Source organism: Rhizobium sp. M10 (genome assembly GCF_002531955.1).
GTDB classification, from domain to species: Bacteria; Pseudomonadota; Alphaproteobacteria; order Rhizobiales; family Rhizobiaceae; genus Rhizobium; species Rhizobium etli_C.
Window position 1 is genome coordinate 53,408 of sequence record NZ_NWTA01000003.1, and the last position, 18,953, is coordinate 72,360.

An 18,953-nucleotide genomic window follows, 5' to 3' on the forward strand; every position below is an offset into this window, starting at 1 on the left:
GGTCGTCCTTTCCACCCGAACTCAGGCCGCCGCGCCGATGATATCGGCATAGCCGTTGGCTTCGAGCTCATGCGCCAGCGTCTTGTCACCCGACTTGATCACCTGGCCCTTGTAGAGCACGTGAACCGTATCAGGCACGATATAGTCGAGCAGGCGCTGATAGTGGGTGATGACGACGACAGCGCGATCGGGCGAACGCAACGCATTGACGCCGTCGGCGACGATCTTCAGCGCGTCGATGTCGAGGCCCGAGTCGGTTTCGTCGAGCACGCAGAGCTTCGGCTCCAGCAGGGCCATCTGCAGGATCTCGGCGCGCTTCTTCTCGCCGCCGGAGAAGCCGACGTTGAGCGGCCGCTTCAGCATCTCGGTGTTGATCTGCAGCTTGGCCGCAGCATCCTTGACGCGACGCATGAAATCCGGCGTCGTCAGTTCGTCCTCGCCACGCGCCTTGCGCTGCTCGTTCATCGCCACCTTGAGGAACTGCATGGTGGCGACACCCGGGATTTCGACCGGATACTGGAAGGCAAGGAAGACACCCTTGGCGGCGCGCTCGGACGGATCGAGCTCGAGAATGCTCTCGCCATTATAGAGAATGTCGCCCTCGGTGACTTCGTAGTCGCTGCGGCCGGACAGCACATAGGAGAGTGTGGACTTGCCGGAGCCGTTCGGCCCCATGATCGCGGCAACTTCGCCAGCCTTCACGGTGAGGTTCAAGCCACGGATGATCTCGGTGCCGTCTTCGGCAATGCGGGCATGAAGGTTTCTGATTTCAAGCATCTTTGGTTCCTGCGTTTTCTCTGCGTAGCTCATCGGAGCCTCGCGTAATTTCTAAGGACATCGACATGTTGTGCTCGGCGCTATCGCCAAAAAAAACGGAAAACGCGGAAAACCGCGACCGTTACGAGCCAAACCCATTCGAGAAATTCCGGGATCCCTTGCATGATCTTTCCCGGTTTTTCCATGCGCTGCCGGAGAAACACATAAGGCTGCTCCGGCGGCGTTTCCGTCTCGTTTCTTTGCCCGCGGGGGCGAATTTTCGCCAATATTTCCCCGCGCATATTCTCCAGACGTTCAAGAATGCGCTTCTTGTCCGCCTCGCTCATGTCAGCCCACAGAGCCTTCCAGCGAAATACTGATCAGCTTCTGCGCCTCGACAGCGAATTCCATCGGCAGCTCCTGCAGCACTTCCTTGACGAAGCCGTTGACGATCAGTGCAATCGCCGCCTCTGTCGGGATACCGCGCTGCAGGCAGTAGAACAGCTGATCCTCGGAGATCTTCGAGGTCGTCGCTTCGTGCTCGAACTGCGCCGTCGAGTTCTTCGCCTCGATGTAGGGCACGGTATGGGCGCCGCACTTGTCGCCGATCAACAGCGAATCGCATTGCGTGAAATTGCGTGCGTTCGACGCCTTGCGGTGGGCCGAGACCTGGCCGCGGTAGGTGTTGTTGGAGACGCCGGCGGCGATGCCCTTGGAGACGATGCGGCTCGACGTATTCTTGCCGAGATGGATCATCTTGGTGCCGCTGTCGATCTGCTGATGACCGTTCGAGACGGCGATCGAGTAGAATTCGCCTCTGGAGTCGTCGCCGCGCAGGATGCAGGAAGGATATTTCCAGGTGATCGCCGAGCCTGTTTCGACCTGCGTCCAGGAGATTTTCGAGCGGTCGCCGCGGCAATCGCCACGCTTGGTGACGAAATTGTAGATGCCGCCCTTGCCTTCCTTATCACCCGGATACCAGTTCTGGACGGTGGAATATTTGATCTCGGCATCGTCGAGAGCCACGAGCTCGACCACGGCGGCATGCAGCTGATTTTCATCGCGCTGCGGCGCCGTGCAGCCTTCGAGGTAGGAGACGTAGGCGCCCTCTTCCGCGATGATCAGCGTGCGCTCGAACTGGCCGGTGCCCTTCTCGTTGATGCGGAAATAGGTCGACAGTTCCATCGGGCAGCGAACGCCCTTCGGCACGAAGACGAAGGAGCCGTCGGTAAAGACAGCCGAATTCAACGTCGCGTAATAATTGTCCGAGGTCGGCACGACCGAACCGAGATATTTCCGGACGAGATCGGGATGTTCGCGGATGGCCTCCGAGATCGACATGAAGATCACGCCGGCCTTCTTCAGCTCCGCCTTGAAGGTGGTGACGACCGAGACGCTGTCGAAGACCGCGTCGACAGCGATCTTCGGCTTCTCGACGCCGGCCAGGATCTCCTGCTCACGCAGCGGAATGCCGAGCTTCTCATAGACCTTCAACAGCTCCGGATCGACCTCGTCGAGCGACTTCGGACCCGGCGCGCTCTTCGGCGCGGCGTAGTAATGGATGTCGTTGAAATCGATCTTTGGATAATTGACGCGCGCCCAGGTCGGCTCTTCCAGCGTCAGCCAGCGCCGATAGGCCTCCAGACGCCATTCCAGCATCCATTCCGGCTCCTGCTTCTTGGCCGAAATGAAGCGGATGATATCCTCGGACAGGCCCTTCGGCGCCTTGTCCATTTCGATGACGGTCTCGAAACCGTATTTGTACTGGTCCACATCGATCAGGCGCACCTGGTCGATCGTTTCCTGCACGGCAGCCATTTCATTCTCCAATCTCGCCGGATCCAAGGTCCGGCAGCTTGTAGCATATGGGCAATCGTCTCGCCCTTCCTGTCGGGCAATCGCTTGCCCTGATGGTCGGGCAATTCCTTGCCCTGATGTAAGAGGCCAAAAGGGACTTTTCAGCCCGCTTGGCAAGCGGAAATTTGCGTTTCCGCAAGTTTATGATGCGGTCAGGCCGCCTCGCCCGCCGACCTGCGCCGGCAGGCGATCTTCGCAAAAGCGGCAACCGCCCTGTCTATATCTTCTTCCGTGGTCGAGAAGCCGAGCGAGATGCGCAGTGCGCCGAGCTTGGCGTCGCGGCCCATCGCCGTCAGCACATGGCTTTCGCCAAGCCGTCCCGACGAGCAGGCCGAACCCGCCGAAAGCGCCACACCTTCGAGATCGAAAGCGATCTGTCCGGTCTCGGCCTTCAAACCCGGCAGGGTGAAGAAGATCGTATTGGCGACGCGCTCGCCGCTCTCGCCATGGATGATCACGTCGGCGGCGTGCCGTCGCATGCCTTCCTCCAGCCGCTCGCGCAACGCGCCGATTGCCGCATTGCGCGTCTCCAGCTCGCCCGCGGCCATCTCCGCCGCCGCGCCAAAGCCGATCAGCGCCAGCGAATTCTGTGTCCCTGAGCGGTGACCACGTTCCTGCCCGCCACCCTGGATCAGCGGCCGCGGCATCAGCGCCTCGCCGCGCGCAATCAGCGCGCCGGCGCCCTTCGGCCCGCCGATCTTGTGCGAGGAGACGATCATGAAATCGGCGCCGATCCTGTTGATATCGAGCGGGATGCGGCCGGCCGCCTGCACCGCGTCGACCACGAAAAGCCCGCCATGGGCATGCACGATTTTTGCCGCCGCCTCGACCGGCTGGACGATGCCCGTCTCGTTGTTGACGAGCATGACGGCGACCATCGGCAGGCCGGCGGCCTTGTCATGGGCAGCAAGCAAGGGGTCAAGCGCGTCGAGATCGACGATGCCGGCTTCCGTCACCGGAATTTCGGTCATCTTCTCCTTGGGAAAGCGTCCGCCCTCGCGCACGGCGGGGTGTTCGATCGCCGAAAAATAGAGACGGCCAAGCTGAAGCGGCGTACGCCCCATGCGGAAATCCGGCGTCAGAACCAGATTGGCGGCTTCCGTCGCGCCGCTGGTGAAGACCACATTGCCGGCATCGGTGCCAGCCAGCGCCGCTACCTTGCGTCGCGCGCCTTCGATGGCGGCGCGCGCAGCGCGCCCCTCTCCATGCACGCTGTTCGGATTGCCAAACACGTCGATGGCGCGCATGATCGCCTCGCGCGCTGCCGGGTGCAGCGGCGCTGTGGCATTCCAGTCGAGATAAAGGCGTGGCGGCGCCATGATCTTCAGTCCTGCGCTTGACGAGCTTGCTTCAGCACCCGCGGTTCATTTTTCTTGAAATTTCCGCCGGGCTTGCCTTATGACACGTTCCACGAAGCGTGGATCGCCATGCAAGTTTCGAATTGTTCTAAACTGCGTTTTAGAAAAGCTGACAACGTTAGTCAAGTCATGTTGTCGTCCAACGCAGCGCGAACGCGAAATAAAACCCGGAGTACCAATGCCCGAAGTAATTTTCAACGGCCCAGCCGGCCGTCTTGAAGGCCGCTACCAGCCCTCCAAGGAAAAAAGCGCGCCCATCGCCCTGATCCTGCATCCGCATCCGCAGTTCGGCGGCACGATGAACAATCAGATCGTCTACCAGCTCTTCTACATGTTCCAGAAGCGCGGGTTCACGACGTTGCGCTTCAATTTCCGGGGCATCGGCCGCAGCCAGGGCGAATTCGACCACGGCGCCGGCGAATTGTCGGATGCCGCCTCCGCGCTCGACTGGGTGCAGAGCCTGCACCCCGATTCGAAGACCTGTTGGGTCGCCGGTTATTCCTTCGGTTCCTGGATCGGCATGCAGCTCCTGATGCGCCGGCCGGAGATCGAGGGCTTCATGTCGATCGCCCCGCAGCCCAATACCTACGACTTCTCCTTCCTGGCGCCCTGCCCATCCTCCGGCCTGATCATCAACGGCGAGGCCGACAAGGTGGCGCCGGAAAAGGACGTCAACGGTCTTGTGGAGAAGCTGAAGACCCAGAAGGGCATCCTCATCACCCATCGCACTGTGGCCAACGCCAACCACTTCTTCAACGGTCAGGTGGAGACGCTGATGAGCGAATGCGAGGACTATCTCGACCGCCGCCTCAACGGCGAACTGGTGCCGGAGCCGGCCGCCAAGCGGATCCGCTAAACCGCAGCGCGAACGCGCCGCGTCTTGCGGAGGGCTCGAGACCCAGTCGGATCTCTTGTCCCGAAACAGATCACTTACCGTGTTGCAATATATATTGCAGTGCGGTAGGTTCCTCGCGATCCAAACAGAAGCGAGGTCCGCAAATGACCAAGTCGTTCGGGGAAGTCCTGGATAAGTATAAGGGAATCGGTCCGGGATTTGATTTTCTTCGAATAGGGCTCGCCTTTTCTATCGTATTGACCCATTCGTTTTTACTGACCGGAAATAATGACTTCATCAGAGGGTCGATATTCTGGTTCACCGAATACGCTCTAGTTCCGATGTTCTTCGCATTGAGCGGATTCCTGATCGCCGGCAGCGCCCAGCGCCTGAGCCTCCGGAACTTCCTGACCAATCGCGGATTGCGCATCGTCCCGGCTCTTGCCGTCGATATCGTCGTCTGTTCGCTGATCATCGGGCCGATCGTCACGATCGTCCACCATGCCGACTATTTCACCGATCCGCGCTTCTTCAAATACTTCCTGAACATCGTCGGCTGGATCCATTACGAGCTGCCGGGCGTGTTCCAGGATAATCCGAGCCAGAAGGTCAATGGCGCTCTCTGGACGGTTCCCTGGGAGATCTTCTGCTACATCATCATGTCGTTCCTGATGATCACGGCCATCGTCAAGACACGCTACAAGCTGCTCGCCGTGACGGCCGCCTACATCGTCATCGGCCTCATCGTGCAGAAGATGCCCTATCTGCTGCCTGCTACAATCAAGCCCGTCGCCCGCTTCCTGTTCATGAGCCGAGGCTCACAGCTGATAACCGCCTTCCTGATGGGCATCGTTGCCTTCCAGTTCAAGGGGGTCATTCCCCATTCGCGCTGGATCTTCGCCGCCGCCTGCCTCGTTTGCGTCGCTGCCATTCTCACTCTCGACAGCCGGGCAATTGAATCGGTGATCAACCGGCCCATCGTCATCACCTCGCTTGTTTACATGACCGTCTTCATCGGTCTGTCGGAAGTCCCGATCCCCGCCTTCTTCCGAAAAGGCGACTATTCCTACGGCGTTTATCTCTATCACGACCCGTTCCTGCAGATCTGGATAAGCGCGTTTCCGTCGGCCTTTCTCTATCCGAAATATGGGGCGCTGGCGCTCTATGCCGTCGGCCTACCATCGGCTCTCGCCGTCGCGGTGCTCTCCTGGCACTTCATCGAGAAGCCGATCCTCGGCCTTCGCAAGAAGTTCTCGTTCATTGCCCAGGTCAGGGGCGTCGAGGACGGCAACCAGAGCGGGCGCGTTCGGCCGCTTGCCGTCAAGAGCTAGGGATTTTCCGGCCGCATGTCAGCGGCCATCTCGAAAGCCATATCGAGCACTCCATCGATCAAGATCGGCGCACGTTCGCGCATGCCGACCTTCCTGAGAACGCGCTGCGAGGCGATATTTTCGGGATGCGTGAAGGCAATGAAAGCGGGCGCAAGTCTCCTTTCGAAGAACCAGTCGGCCAGGGCGCTCGCCGCTTCTGTTGCCAGGCCCTTGCCCCACGCCTCCTCGATCAGGGAATAACCGAGTTCGAACTGCTCGCTCCCGAACCGCGAAATGCCGGCGCGGCCGACGAAACGTCCGTCCTCGGTGACAATCTTGTATTTGGTCGTGCCGTCGCGGGCCTGTTCCTCGAACCAGCCCCGCAGCCGTTCAGCGGCCTTCTCCGGGCTCCAGGGCGCGCTGCCGGGAAGATATCTGGTCGTTGCCATCGTCGAATGCAGCTGCTGCACAAGGGCCGCATCGCCTTCGTCCCACATGACGAATCTGAGCCGCGGCGTCGTCAGGATGATCCTGTCGCTCATGGCGTTGCGAGCACACCGCCGCTGACGGGAGCGCTGACTCCGGTCGTGCCGGGAAACGTCAGAGGCAGCCCGTCCAGCGAGCGGACGGCGAGATAGGCCCAGGCCTCTGCCTCCATCGCATCGCCATCAAAGCCTGCTTCCTCGGCACTCAACACTCTTGATCCCAAGCCCGCGGCCATCGCCGAGAACTCCGCCATCAAAGTGGCGTTTAGCCGGCCGCCGCCGCAGACGATATAGGTCAATGGAGTTTCCGGGAGAAAACCAGCGGATTTGATGATCGAGGCCGCGGCGACATGCGCGAGCGTCCGGGCGCCGTCTTCGAGGCTCGCCTCGCCCTGATGAAGCGGCGCGAAATCGCCGCGATCGAGCGAGCGGCGGACATTGCCGCGGAAGAACGGGCTTTCCAGATATCGCTCCGCCAGGGCGGCGACCACCTTGCCGCGTCCGCCGATCTCGCCGCCGGGATCATAGGTCTTGCCGGTCTGCATCTCCACCCATTGGTCGATCAGCGTATTGCCCGGTCCGCTGTCGAAGGCGACGATCCGGCCGTCCGTACCGACGAAGGTCAGATTGGAGATGCCGCCGATGTTGACGAAGCAGACCGCCTGCCCCCCCTGCTGGAATTTTCCGGCGAGTGCGGCGTGATAGGCCGGCACCAGCGGCGCGCCCTGCCCGCCATGGACCATGTCGTTGGAGCGCATGTCGTAGACCACCGATATGCCGGTTCGCCGGGCGAGGTCGCCGCCGTCGCCGATCTGAATCGTCAGTCCTTCGTCGGGCCGGTGAAGCACGGTCTGACCATGAAAGCCGAGAACGTCGACGGCATCGGCAGACAGCCCGAAACGCTCAAGGAATGCCGTAACGGCAATTGCATGCCGTTGGGTCAACTCAAGCTCGATGTCACGAAGTTCCGCGGGTCGCTCGCACCTGTCGGTTAGCGGACGCGCCAGGTCCAGCGCCCGCTTGAGCCGCTCGCGAAATTCGGCCTCATAGGGCACACCGAGGAATGGCCCGCGCTCGATGAAGCCGCGGCCGTCCGTCCTGATCAACGCGACATCGATCCCATCCATCGACGTGCCGCTCATCAGCCCGATCGCGGTTCTGATCACGTCCATGAGGCTTGCCTCCCATGCGATTCCCGGATGCACTTTTGTAAAAACAGTGCTAAACGCGCCGCGACAGATCAACAACAACGAAGTTGCGTAAGGCCAAACGGGACCGAGCGCAGACACCAAGAGACGAAAGCCATGTCCGAGTTCAAGTCCGATTTCCTCCGCACGCTGAAAGAGCGCGGCTTCATCCATCAGGTATCCGATGAAAGCGGCCTCGACGATCTGTTCGCCAAGGAAACCGTGACGGCCTATATCGGCTACGACCCGACGGCATCCAGCCTCCATGTCGGCCATCTCACGCAGATCATGATGCTACACTGGCTGCAGGCGACGGGCCACCGCCCGATTTCGCTGATGGGCGGCGGCACCGGCATGGTCGGCGATCCGTCCTTCAAGGAGGAAGCGCGCAAGCTGATGACGATCGAGACGATCGAGCAGAATATCGCCTCGATCAAGAGCTGCTTCTCGAACTATCTCGATTACGACAAGCCGGGCAACGCCGCGCTGATGATCAACAACGCCGAATGGCTGCGCTCGTTGAACTACCTCGAATTCCTGCGCGATGTCGGCCGCCATTTCTCGGTCAACCGCATGCTGTCCTTCGACAGCGTGAAGACACGCCTTGACCGCGAACAGTCTCTGTCTTTCCTGGAATTCAACTACATGATCCTCCAGGCCTATGATTTCGTCGAGCTGGCCAAGCGCTACGATTGCCGTCTGCAGATGGGTGGTTCGGATCAGTGGGGAAATATCGTCAACGGCATCGATCTCGGTCACCGCATGGGGACGCCGCAGCTCTATGCGCTGACCTCGCCGCTGCTGACGACGTCGTCCGGCGCCAAGATGGGCAAATCGGCCTCCGGCGCGGTCTGGCTGAACGCCGACCTGCTGCCTGTCTATGACTTCTGGCAATATTGGCGCAACACCGAGGACGCGGATGTGCCGCGCTTCCTCAAGCTCTTCACCACCCTGCCGATGGATGAAATCGCACGGCTTTCGGCGATCGGCGGGTCGGAGCTGAATGAAGTCAAAAAGATCCTGGCAACCGAAGTCACCGCGATCCTGCATGGCCGTCCGGCCGCCGAGCAGGCTGCGGAGACGGCACGCAAGACCTTCGAGGAAGGCGGTCTTTCGGAAAACCTGCCTTCCGTCGAGATCCCGGCCACCGAACTCGACGGTGGCATCGGCCTGCTCTCGCTGATGGTCCGCGCCGGCCTTGCCGGCTCCAACGGCGAAGCCCGCCGCCACGTCCAGGGTGGTGCGGTGCGCATCAACGACGAGGCGGTCAGCGACGAACGCCGCCTGATCGGCAGCAATGAAATCACCGCCGACGGCGTCATCAAGCTGTCGCTCGGCAAGAAGAAGCACATCCTGATCCGCCGCGCGGCGTAGGCGGCTTCAATTCCGAACGGAAATCAAAGCCGGCGCCCGCGCCGGCTTTTTCGTTGCCCAATTTTGCAGTTGGCGCACACCCCTCACTCGCCGCCAGGCTGAGATGTCGCGTCCGTTCGTTCAGCCTCCCGGAAGACATAGGGCGGCGGGTCGACGTCTGGTGCGCGCGTCACGCGTGACCACCAGCTGATCGAGAACGTCGGCGGCGTCACGGTCGCATCGAGGGGGACCGTCAACACATGGGCGGAACGGATGAGCTCCGGCGGCCTCAGCCGCGCGCCCTTATCCGCAGACTGCGAAGCCTCGCCTGCTGCAGCGGCGATCACCGCGACCGATATGAAAGAGACTGTCCGAGCGCACTGCATGGCATCCTCCGACATTGCGCCGACCGTTGTTTGCCGGATTCACATTACATCAGAGTTATCTAAAATAAGCAAAGCATCACTATTCGACTTGCCTGGTCGAACCTTTTCCGCCCGCCGGGATCTGCGACCAGATGGATTGGGAGCACCGGCACGATCAACGATCTCGACGATCTCTCAGGCGCAAGAGATTTAGCGCTTCTGCCTTGCCCGTCTCACTGAAACTCGAAGATTTGCCGGAAGACACCGGGCGCGATGATCGACAGCGGGTTGATCTGCAGGTTCGGCTGGTCGAACTTGCCGGTCAGCTTGAAGGTGATGCCGATCAGGCCGCGGTCGCTGCCGTTGCCGAGAATGACGCCGATCAGCGGCAGTTCGGCGAAGAGGCGATTGAGGCCGTAGGCCGGCATGAAGGTGCCGGTCATGTCCATATTGCCCTTGCGGTCGCGCACCACGCCCTGGAAGGTCGCGCCGATCTGGTCGCCGCGCAGCACCCCGTTCTCGATGCCGATCATGCCACCCCGCGAAACGATGCGGGCAAAGCCGCGCTGAAAGCGTTGCGATGAAGTGTCGATGTCGCGTTTGACGGCCTCGTTGAGGCTGCGCTGCTCGTTTCCGACGGGTGTCGACACGATCGAGCGCAGGCGCTGTTCGTTGACGATCGAGAAACGGCGCACATCGAGCGAGCCGTCCCAGCCGCCCTCAGCACCCAACCGGATCGCCAGATTGAGCAGGCCGCCCTGCATGTGCTGGTAGAGATCGGCGAAACGGGAAACCGCGCCGGCATCGCCGCTGGTGATATTGATGACGCCGCCATCCTTCATCTGGCTGACGACGGCCTCGCCGCTGTCGGTAACGCCGGAAAAATTCAGAGCCTGCAGCTTGTCGCCGCGCAGTGACACCTGTGCCTGGAAATTGCCGACCTTTTCGTCATTGAAACCGACGACGTTTTTCAGCTTGGCCCGCACCGACACGCCGATATTGTCGCTATCGCCGCCCTCGTCGCTGTCCGAGCCCGATTTCAATCGCGCGATGACCGGCCGCGCATCTGCGCTGGTTCCTGAAACGGAGACGTCGAAATTGCCCTTGCTGCGCTTCACCGACAAGGCGAAATCATCGAGCGAGGAGAGCCTGACGCTGTCGAAATCCGCGGAGATTAGGCCCGTCTTGCCGACGTTCAGCGATCCAGTGGCGCCGAAGCCGTCCCCCTTCAGCCGGAAATTCTTGATCTCAGTATTTTCGGGCGGGCCGGACATCTCGAATTCCGCGGATGCGGCAATACCGCTGCCTTTCGACCAGCCGATCCAAGGCAGGTCGAGCATCGACTTGGTGAGGTCAAGCTGAACATCTTGCCGGTCGTCGTCTATCCGCGTCAGCACCATCTTCAGGTTACCCCTGACGATATCGGAAAGCCCCGGCATCACCTTGCTGCGCTGATCATCCGAGAGTGTCGCTGTGATCACGCGCTGCCGCTCCACGCCAGACGACGCTTCGACCGGCTCAGTCAGATCGATCTCGGCGGGAATGCCGTCGATCTCGCCCTTGGCGTCGAGCGTGATCTGCTTCGGATCGCCATTCAGCATGCCGCTGACATTGCTGATCGTGCGGCCGGAAAACGGCTTGGCCAGATCGACGTCGGCGAGCTTCATGGCGGCCTTCCACTCGGCCGGCGGCGGGTTTTGCGACGACAGCAGTCCGAAATGCGCCTTCACATTCGCGTCGATGTGTCCCTTGAAATCGTCGGGCGTAAAGCCGGCGCGCTGCAGCACCCGGATCGGTTTGTAGGTCAGGAGCTCGCCGACGGCGTCCGCCGCACCGGAGACCGCAAGATCGATATCGGCCATCAGCGGTTTGTCGTAGGCGGAAGGGATGACGAACGTTCCCTGCCCGAGACCGACGGACCGGCCGGAGGGGAAATAGGAGGTGCCGCTCTTGATCGAAATCGTCGCAACCGGGCCAGTCAGATCGAAATGCGCCGCCGTATCGCGCACCGGCGGAATGTCGCCGGCCACGTTCATCCGCGCGCCGGCAATGTCGAAGCCGATGCGGATCTGGTTGGCGTCGAGCTTCAATCCCTTGCCGCCGGCTGCCTCGTCAAGCCGTCCGAACGGAATGAAGACGGATATGGCAGCGTCTGTGACGGTGCCGCCGAAGAGATTGCCGTGCACCCATGTGCGTACCTTGGGCGCCATCCAGAACGGCCAGAGCTGCTTGATCGCCGTCGTCTGCAGCTCTCTGGACTGCCCGGCAAAGCTGATTTCCGGCGACTTATCGCCGAGCCTGACGTGCAACGCCCCGTAGAGCGCGCCGAGCGGGCTGGAAACGGTCATGTTGGGAAACAGAAATTCCCGGCCGGCGACCAGATAGCGCCCGGTCGCCTGGATATCGAAGGAGAGTGGCTGTTCGCCGGAGGCGCCAGGCGCGGCGGTGCCGCCGCTGACCAGCAGGTCGATGCCGAAGCCCTTGCCGGCCTGCGGGTCGAGCTTGTCGAGATCAATCAGCGCGCCGTTGATGGGAACCGTGGTCGCGCCGAACCGGGCGTTCGACTTGGCGATCTCGAGCGTCTGCTTGGCGAAATCATAGGCGAGGTTGATCTGCCCACCCGACAGCTCCTGAGGATCGCCATCCGCATAAATCAGGCCGGGATCGATATCGACCGTTGCGGCAAGCGCCGGCTGCACGCCGTCGCGCTCCCTGGTCGCCGACACTGTCAGGTCGACGAAGGCACTGAGCCCCTGCCGTATCACGCCCTGATCGTTGCGTTTCAACGCAAAGGGCGTGAGGTCGGCGTGGTTGAGCGTCGCCACCAGCTTCGACACCCGGCCGCCGTCCTTCTCGGCCAGCACGTCGAGCTCGGCCACCTCGCCGTTCAGCGCAACCTCACCTCGCAATTGCAGCGAGGATGGCCCGGCATGCGCAAAGACGAGATTGTCGACGACGAGCGATAACGGGCCGTTTGCGGTATCGGCCAATTTGACGTCGATGCCGGAGATGCGCACGGAATTGGTCGAGCCGCGTGTCACGATGCTGTCGAACATGTCGAGCTGCGAGAAGATCCTCTCCATCGCCGCCGGCATGGCGTCGATGCGCAGATCGTCGAGCTTGACGGGGTTGCCGGAGGGCAGAAGCGCGGTGTCGAGCGCGATGTCCTCCGCTTCGATATCGGCGACGGCGATACGACCGCGGAAAAGCTGCAGCGGATCGAGCCCCAGCCGCACCGAACCCGTCGTCGACAAGTGCTGGCCGCTCTGCTGGTCGATCATATTGACGTTGCGCGCTTCGAGCGCCAGCCGGAAGTCAGAGGTGAATCGGATGACGGTGGAGCCGACTTCGGCGCGGTAGCGCGGTCCGGCCACGCCGTTCAACGCCGCCTGCGCCTGCTGCGACAGCGGCTTGTCGAACATGCCGCTCTCGACGGTGAAGACGATGGCGCCGAGGATCAGGAGAATCAGTCCCAGAAATCCCAAGGTCAGCTTCGCCGTGCGGCGCATCGGTGAACGCGGCGGCGGGCAATAAACGATGATCGGATCCTCGGCCTGGGCGGACGGCAAGCGGTCCAGCGCAACGATATCCTTCTTGCGAAACGTGACCTTTTCGCCGCGGATGGCTGACATGCGCCTTCGGGCTCTCCCTTAAATCGAAGAATTGAACCCGGCCATGCTGGACGGGTTTCCGTCCACTATATAATTCGGGGAGAGAGAGTGTCATCCACAAACCCGGCAAAAGAAAGGTTTTCCCAATGGCGGTTCCCGGCATCGGTGCCCTGGCCCCCGATTTCAATCTCCCCCGCGACGGCGGCGGCCGTATCTCGCTGTCCGATTTTCACGGCAAGCCGCTGGTGCTGTTCTTCTATCCCAAGGATGACACGACGGGCTGTACTGCCGAATCGCTGGCTTTCACGGCGCTGGCGCCGGAGTTCGAAGCAGCCGGTGCCGCCGTGATCGGCATGTCGCCCGATTCGGCCGCCTGCCATGACAAGTTCATCAGGAAGCACCGTCTTTCGGTGGCGCTCGCCTCGGACGAGGACAAGACGACGCTGCAGGCCTATGGCGTCTGGAAGGAAAAGAGCATGTACGGCCGCAACTTCATGGGCGTCGAGCGCACCACTTTCCTCATCCGCCAGGATGGCACGATCGCCACGATCTGGCAGAAGGTGAAGGTGCAGGGCCATGCCGAAACCGTGCTCGAGGCCGTCAGGAATCTGGCCGCGTGACCGGTGATTTCGCGATAAGCTCGTTGCGCGGCGGCGCCATTGACGCCATCCGTTCGGCCGATCTCGACCGCAAAACGGCCCTTGCCCAGGAAAGCGCCACCCGCTGGTTCGCCCGCCGGGTGTCGCTGCGCTCACCACTCGACGCCGCCCTGCCGGAAAGGCCCGGCCGTCCCGACAAACCGGTGCTGACGCCGCCGACCCAGGTGGAGAAACGCTCGCTGCACACGCTGAAAGGCCGGATCGCCCTGCTGCATGCCATCGCCCATATCGAGCTCAACGCCGTCGACCTGGCGCTCGATATCGTTGCCCGATTCGCGACCGAACAGGTGCCGAATTCCTTCTTCGACGGCTGGATGCAGGTCGCTTTCGAGGAGGCGAAACATTTCCGCATGGTACGCGCCCGCCTCAACGATCTCGGCGCCGATTACGGCGATCTTCCCGCCCATGACGGGTTGTGGCAGGCGGCCCATTCGACGCGCAACGACCTGACGGCAAGGCTCGCCGTCGTGCCGCTGATTCTCGAAGCCCGCGGCCTCGACGTCACACCGTCGCTGCAGGCCAAGATGCGCGAAACCGGCGATCTCGAAAGCGCTGCCGTGCTCGACGTCATTTATAACGACGAAAAAGGCCATGTCGCCGTCGGCGCCAAATGGTTCCGCTTCCTCTGCGCCCGCGAAAAGCGCGATCCGGCAAAGGCCTTCCAGGAGCTGGTGCGCGCCAATTTCCGCGGGCCGCTGAAGCCGCCCTTCAACGATCTCGCCCGTGCCGAAGCCGGGCTGACGCCGTCTTTCTACCGCTCGCTGGCATCGATCAGCCACGCCTGAGGTGATTGATTTTCTGACGCAAATGGCGGCTGCGAAAGCATTCATTAACCATAACGGTGTCTAATTTCCGAAAGAGGCGTAGAGCATCAATCGGGAGAGCCTGCGTGAACAGCGGACATCAGCACCGGGTATTCGGCAGGCGGGCGCAGGAACACATCCTCATCCTGGCAAGCGGCGACAAGGTGCGCCACATGACGGTCCGGCCGTGGATGGCGGCGCTTGCCTTCTGCTTCGTCGGCGTCTTCTCGATCGGCTATCTGCTGGCGACCTCCTACCTCGTGCTGCGCGACGACCTGATCGGCGCCACCATGGCGCGCCAGGCGCGCATGCAGCATGACTACGAGGACCGCATCGCCGCCCTACGCGCCCAGGTCGACCGCATCACCTCCCGCCAGCTTCTTGACCAGCAGGTGGTCGAGGACAAGGTCGACAAGCTGATGGAGCAGCAGCTGGCGCTCACCTCGCGCCACGGCAAGCTCGACAATCTGCTCGACCGCGCCGAAAGTTCCGGCCTGACGGAAAAGGACGGCACCCAGCCCGCGCCGTCACTGCCCGTCCAGTCCTTTGCCCCCGATATCAAGGACAAGCGCGCTTCGCTCACCGGCGGCATCGAGGCGATCGAGAGACAGCTGGCGAGCGGAGCGCCCGCCGACGCGATGCCCGGCAATTCGACGCTTGCCTATGCGCCGTCCGCCGAGACGGTCGGCGACCGCGCCGATCGCGTCTTCTCCAAGGTGACGCTGTCGCTGAAGGATGTCGAGCAAGACCAGCGCAACCGCGTCGAACAGCTGACGAGTGACGCCGGCCACGCCGCCAGCGCCATCGAGACCGTGCTGACCCGCTTCAAGATTCCTGTGCCTGAGGAGACGGCCGCCGCCAGGCAGGAGGAGGAGAGCGCCGTCGGCGGCCCCTACCTTGAACCCGAAAGCAACGACGACTTCAACAATTCGCTGGCCGCCCTCGACGGCGCGCTGACCCGGCTGGAGGCCGTGCGCAGCACCGCCGAATCCCTGCCCTTCCGCAACCCCGCCATCGGCAAGGACGTCACCAGCCCCTTCGGCAACCGCCGCGACCCGTTCCTCGGCCGCCTGGCGCTGCATTCCGGCATCGACTTCCGCTTTTCGCCGGGCGAGAGAATCCGCCCGACGGCGCCCGGCAAGGTCATCGCCGCCGGCTGGACCGGCGGCTACGGCAATATGGTCGAGGTCGACCACGGTAACGGAATCTCGACGCGCTACGGCCACATGTCACAGGTTCTCGTCAAGGTCGGCGACACGGTCGGCCGCAACGATGTCATCGGTCTTGCCGGCAGTACCGGCCGCTCAACCGGCACCCATCTGCACTATGAAGTGCGCCAGAACGGCCAGGCGGTCGATCCAGTATATTTCATGAATGCCGGACTTAAACTCGCCACCTACATCAAGTAATAGCCGTCAGGTAACCATCGCTTCACTCTGCAGGGAGTGCGCCCTCTCTATTTCTTGACTTGCCGGCCATTCGGGGCTATGTCGCGCTGCATTGCGGCATGCAATCCCGCCGACTCGTTCAGAGCTCGGCCGAACCGGAACGGAAACAGTTTTCCCTTTGACGACATTTGCTGACCTTGGCTTGAGCCAAAAAGTGTTATCCGCTGTTACCGACGCGGGCTATACGATCCCCACGCCTATTCAGGCGGGGGCCATTCCCTTTGCGCTCGAACGCCGCGATATTTGTGGCATCGCGCAGACCGGAACCGGCAAGACGGCATCCTTCGTTCTGCCGATGTTGTCGCTATTGGAAAAGGGCCGCGCCCGCGCGCGCATGCCCCGCACGCTGATCCTCGAGCCGACCCGCGAACTCGCTGCCCAGGTCGCCGAGAATTTCGAGAAGTACGGCAAGAACCACCGTCTGAACGTCGCCCTGCTGATCGGCGGCGTGTCCTTCGAAGACCAGGACCGCAAGCTTGAGCGCGGCGCCGATGTGCTGATCTGCACGCCCGGCCGCCTGCTCGACCATTTCGAGCGCGGCAAGCTGCTCATGAGCGGCGTCGAAATCCTCGTCATCGACGAAGCCGACCGCATGCTCGACATGGGCTTCATCCCCGATATCGAGCGCATCGCCAAGCTCATCCCCTTCACCCGCCAGACGCTGTTCTTCTCGGCAACCATGCCGCCGGAGATCCAGAAGCTCGCCGACCGCTTCCTGCAAAATCCCGAGCGCATCGAGGTGGCAAAGCCGGCATCGGCCGCCAAGACCGTGACGCAGCGCTTCGTTGCCTCGCACAGCAAGGATTACGAGAAGCGCGCGGTTCTGCGCGAACTGGTGCGCGCCCAGGGCGAACTGAAGAACGCCATCATCTTCTGCAACCGCAAGAAGGATGTCGCCGATCTCTTCCGTTCGCTCGAGCGCCACGGCTTCTCCGTCGGTGCGCTGCATGGCGACATGGACCAGCGTTCCCGCACGATGATGCTGCAGAGCTTCCGTGACGGCAATCTCCAGCTGCTGGTCGCCTCCGACGTTGCCGCCCGCGGCCTCGACATTCCCGATGTCAGCCACGTCTTCAATTTCGACGTGCCGATCCATTCCGAGGATTATGTCCACCGCATCGGCCGCACCGGCCGTGCCGGCCGGTCGGGCGCCGCCTTTACGCTCGTGACCAAGCGTGACACCAAATTCGTCGATGCGATCGAGAAGCTGATCGGCGAAAAGGTCGAATGGCTGAGCGGCGATGTGAATTCGCTGCCACCGGCCGAAGAAAGCGCCGACAACGAGCGCCCGCGGCGCAACAGCCGCGACCGCGGCGCAAAGGGTGAGCGGGGCGAGAGGGATCGTGGGCGCGGGCGCGGCAATCGTGGCGCTGCGAGTCATAAATCTGATAACGACATACAGGATAATGACGTCCAAGTGATCGAAGCAGCACCAGCAAGGGCCGAAGTCTTGAAGAACGAGCGCAAAGCAGAGCAGAAGCCGCAAAACAATGCGCGCAACAATCGGCCTTACCCGGCAAACGACGACAGCCGCGACCGCCGCCGTCATCGCGATCACGACGACGGCCCGACCCCGGTCGGTTTCGGCGACGACATCCCCGCCTTCATGCTGATCGCCGGCAGCGCCAAGGTCTGAACATCCAATGGGCAGGCCCGGCCATGATTTCCCGGGCCTCGGCGTTGGTCTGGTGATCCTGCGAGACGACAGGATCCTCCTCTATAAACGCGTGAATCCGCCTGAAGCCGGCTACTGGAACATTGTCGGCGGCAAGGTCGATCACATGGAGCCGGCTGAAGAAGCCGCACGTCGCGAGGCCGAGGAAGAAACCGGCCTCAAGATCGGCCGGATCGAACGGATTGCCGTGACCGAACAGATCATCGCTGCCGACCGCCAGCACTGGATGTCTATCCTTTATCTCGCCCGCGATGTCGAAGGCGAGCCGCAATTGACCGAACCGGACAAGCTTTCGGATTTCGGCTGGTTTGCCCTGACGGATTTGCCCACGCCCCTGTCGGCCTTCACCAAGGCGGCGATTGCAGCTTTGCCGATTGCCGAACGAGGCTAGTCTTCTGCGCGTAGCGCCGCCTCATAAGCAAGCCTTACCCATTTCGCCATCAGATCGGGATCGTCGTAGGCCTCTTCGGGGATCGACCAGTAGGGCATCTTCACCGGCTTGCCCTTCTTGCCCTCATAGGCCCATTGCGTGGCGCCGGCGGCGGCAAATTCCGGGGCGCTTGTCTCGTCGGCCTTCAGCAGCATCTCGTCGCGCACTTCGACTGCAACGATGCGCCCGAGGTGATAAATGCCTTTGCCTCCGAACATGCGCTTGATCGTGACTGGGCCGAGCCCCTGAAACATTTCCTCGATCCCGGCATTGTCCATTCTCTATTCCCTCAAAATCTCCGCTGCTCCGATCACAGCGTGTGATAATCCCGGTTCATATAGATGAGCGCCGGATGCTTCTCACTGAAGCGGACGGCGGCGACTTCGCCGAAGATGACGTTATGCGTCGGCATTTCCTTGATGTCGGTCACCCGGCAATCGAAGGCGGCAAGCGCATCGGCAAGGACCGGCGCGCCGGTGACAAGCGTGTCGAAACGGGCGCTGGCGAAGCGTTCGTCATCGGCAAGCGCCGTGCGTCCGGAGAAAGCATCGGCAACGCCCTGGTGGTGAGCGCCGAGCGTATTCAGCACGAAGATACCGCTGCGGAAAAAAATCTCGTTCTTCGGATTGGTGTTGTTGAGGCAGATCAGCACCGAGGCCGGATTATCCGAGACCGAGCAGGCGGCTGTGATGGTGACGCCCCGGCGCATGCCTTCCATCACCGTCGTCACGAGTTGCACATGGCCCGCATAACGGCTCATGGCATCGCGATAAAGGCCGGGGTCGATATGCTGCCTGTTCAACAACTGCTTCTCCGTACGC

At 61.9% G+C, this 18,953-nt stretch carries 18 protein-coding genes; 8 read left to right on the plus strand and 10 right to left on the minus strand.

Annotated elements, in window-relative coordinates; genetic code table 11:
- Positions 1 to 21: 21 nt before the first annotated feature.
- From sufC to CO671_RS05580, 4 genes are all read right to left on the minus strand, one after another.
- Positions 22 to 777 carry a Fe-S cluster assembly ATPase SufC gene (gene sufC / locus CO671_RS05565; protein ID WP_010028644.1) on the minus strand — a complete coding sequence of 252 codons (756 nt, stop codon included), beginning with the start codon at positions 775 to 777 and terminating at the stop codon, positions 22 to 24.
- 80 nt (positions 778 to 857) lie between these two features.
- The gene (locus CO671_RS05570; protein WP_097605123.1) at positions 858 to 1,103 is read right to left on the minus strand and encodes a hypothetical protein; all 246 of its coding nucleotides are present in this window, start codon (positions 1,101 to 1,103) and stop codon (positions 858 to 860) included.
- 1 nt (position 1,104) lies between these two features.
- Positions 1,105 to 2,574, minus strand: coding sequence for a Fe-S cluster assembly protein SufB (sufB, locus tag CO671_RS05575; RefSeq protein ID WP_064685460.1), 1,470 nt, complete (start codon positions 2,572 to 2,574; stop codon positions 1,105 to 1,107).
- Positions 2,575 to 2,765: 191 nt separating this feature from the next.
- The gene (locus tag CO671_RS05580) at positions 2,766 to 3,932 is read right to left on the minus strand and encodes a cysteine desulfurase family protein (RefSeq protein WP_097605124.1); all 1,167 of its coding nucleotides are present in this window, start codon (positions 3,930 to 3,932) and stop codon (positions 2,766 to 2,768) included.
- A gap of 217 nt (positions 3,933 to 4,149) precedes the next feature.
- On the opposite strand from CO671_RS05580, the gene CO671_RS05585 reads away from it, so the two are divergent.
- The gene (locus tag CO671_RS05585; RefSeq protein ID WP_004675601.1) at positions 4,150 to 4,827 is read left to right on the plus strand and encodes an alpha/beta hydrolase; all 678 of its coding nucleotides are present in this window, start codon (positions 4,150 to 4,152) and stop codon (positions 4,825 to 4,827) included.
- Between the two features lie 143 nt (positions 4,828 to 4,970).
- Entirely contained in the window at positions 4,971 to 6,137 is a 1,167-nt protein-coding gene (locus tag CO671_RS05590; RefSeq protein ID WP_097605125.1) for an acyltransferase, read from the plus strand.
- On the opposite strand, the gene CO671_RS05595 is transcribed toward CO671_RS05590, so the two are convergent.
- Together CO671_RS05595 and CO671_RS05600 are read right to left on the minus strand one after the other, a co-directional pair.
- Complete coding sequence (locus tag CO671_RS05595; RefSeq protein WP_170964931.1) at positions 6,134 to 6,658, minus strand: GNAT family N-acetyltransferase; 525 nt, start codon at positions 6,656 to 6,658, stop codon at positions 6,134 to 6,136. The genes CO671_RS05590 and CO671_RS05595 overlap by 4 nt on opposite strands.
- Positions 6,655 to 7,773: an anhydro-N-acetylmuramic acid kinase gene (locus CO671_RS05600; protein ID WP_097605126.1), complete on the minus strand. Its 1,119-nt coding sequence runs from the start codon at positions 7,771 to 7,773 to the stop codon at positions 6,655 to 6,657. Before CO671_RS05600 ends, CO671_RS05595 begins: the two co-directional genes overlap by 4 nt.
- Positions 7,774 to 7,905: 132 nt before the next feature.
- Between CO671_RS05600 and tyrS the strand changes: the two genes are divergently transcribed.
- Complete coding sequence (tyrS, locus tag CO671_RS05605; RefSeq protein WP_097605127.1) at positions 7,906 to 9,162, plus strand: tyrosine--tRNA ligase; 1,257 nt, start codon at positions 7,906 to 7,908, stop codon at positions 9,160 to 9,162.
- Between the two features lie 83 nt (positions 9,163 to 9,245).
- Here the strand turns inward: tyrS and CO671_RS05610 are convergent, their stop codons facing one another.
- Together CO671_RS05610 and CO671_RS05615 are read right to left on the minus strand one after the other, a co-directional pair.
- A complete protein-coding gene (locus CO671_RS05610; RefSeq protein ID WP_097605128.1) occupies positions 9,246 to 9,527 on the minus strand; it encodes a hypothetical protein in 282 nt (93 codons plus the stop codon).
- Between the two features lie 212 nt (positions 9,528 to 9,739).
- A complete protein-coding gene (locus tag CO671_RS05615; RefSeq protein ID WP_097605129.1) occupies positions 9,740 to 13,138 on the minus strand; it encodes an AsmA-like C-terminal domain-containing protein in 3,399 nt (1,132 codons plus the stop codon).
- 125 nt (positions 13,139 to 13,263) lie between these two features.
- Between CO671_RS05615 and CO671_RS05620 the strand changes: the two genes are divergently transcribed.
- The 5 genes from CO671_RS05620 (at position 13,264) to CO671_RS05640 (ending at position 18,093) form a co-directional block, all read left to right on the plus strand.
- Positions 13,264 to 13,737: a peroxiredoxin gene (locus CO671_RS05620; RefSeq protein ID WP_010032565.1), complete on the plus strand. Its 474-nt coding sequence runs from the start codon at positions 13,264 to 13,266 to the stop codon at positions 13,735 to 13,737.
- Positions 13,734 to 14,561 carry a ferritin-like domain-containing protein gene (locus CO671_RS05625; RefSeq protein ID WP_097583905.1) on the plus strand — a complete coding sequence of 276 codons (828 nt, stop codon included), beginning with the start codon at positions 13,734 to 13,736 and terminating at the stop codon, positions 14,559 to 14,561. Before CO671_RS05620 ends, CO671_RS05625 begins: the two co-directional genes overlap by 4 nt.
- A gap of 104 nt (positions 14,562 to 14,665) precedes the next feature.
- On the plus strand, positions 14,666 to 15,988 hold the full coding sequence (locus CO671_RS05630; protein WP_010032566.1) for a M23 family metallopeptidase: 1,323 nt from the start codon (positions 14,666 to 14,668) through the stop codon (positions 15,986 to 15,988).
- Positions 15,989 to 16,145: 157 nt separating this feature from the next.
- On the plus strand, positions 16,146 to 17,663 hold the full coding sequence (locus CO671_RS05635; RefSeq protein ID WP_097605130.1) for a DEAD/DEAH box helicase: 1,518 nt from the start codon (positions 16,146 to 16,148) through the stop codon (positions 17,661 to 17,663).
- A gap of 7 nt (positions 17,664 to 17,670) precedes the next feature.
- Entirely contained in the window at positions 17,671 to 18,093 is a 423-nt protein-coding gene (locus tag CO671_RS05640) for an NUDIX domain-containing protein (RefSeq protein ID WP_097605131.1), read from the plus strand.
- Here the strand turns inward: CO671_RS05640 and CO671_RS05645 are convergent.
- Entirely contained in the window at positions 18,090 to 18,410 is a 321-nt protein-coding gene (locus tag CO671_RS05645) for a TfoX/Sxy family protein (protein WP_009997829.1), read from the minus strand. The two genes, CO671_RS05640 and CO671_RS05645, sit on opposite strands and share 4 nt — an antisense overlap.
- Before the next feature lie 32 nt (positions 18,411 to 18,442).
- On the minus strand, positions 18,443 to 18,937 hold the full coding sequence (locus tag CO671_RS05650; RefSeq protein ID WP_097605132.1) for a flavin reductase: 495 nt from the start codon (positions 18,935 to 18,937) through the stop codon (positions 18,443 to 18,445).
- Positions 18,938 to 18,953: the final 16 nt, after the last annotated feature.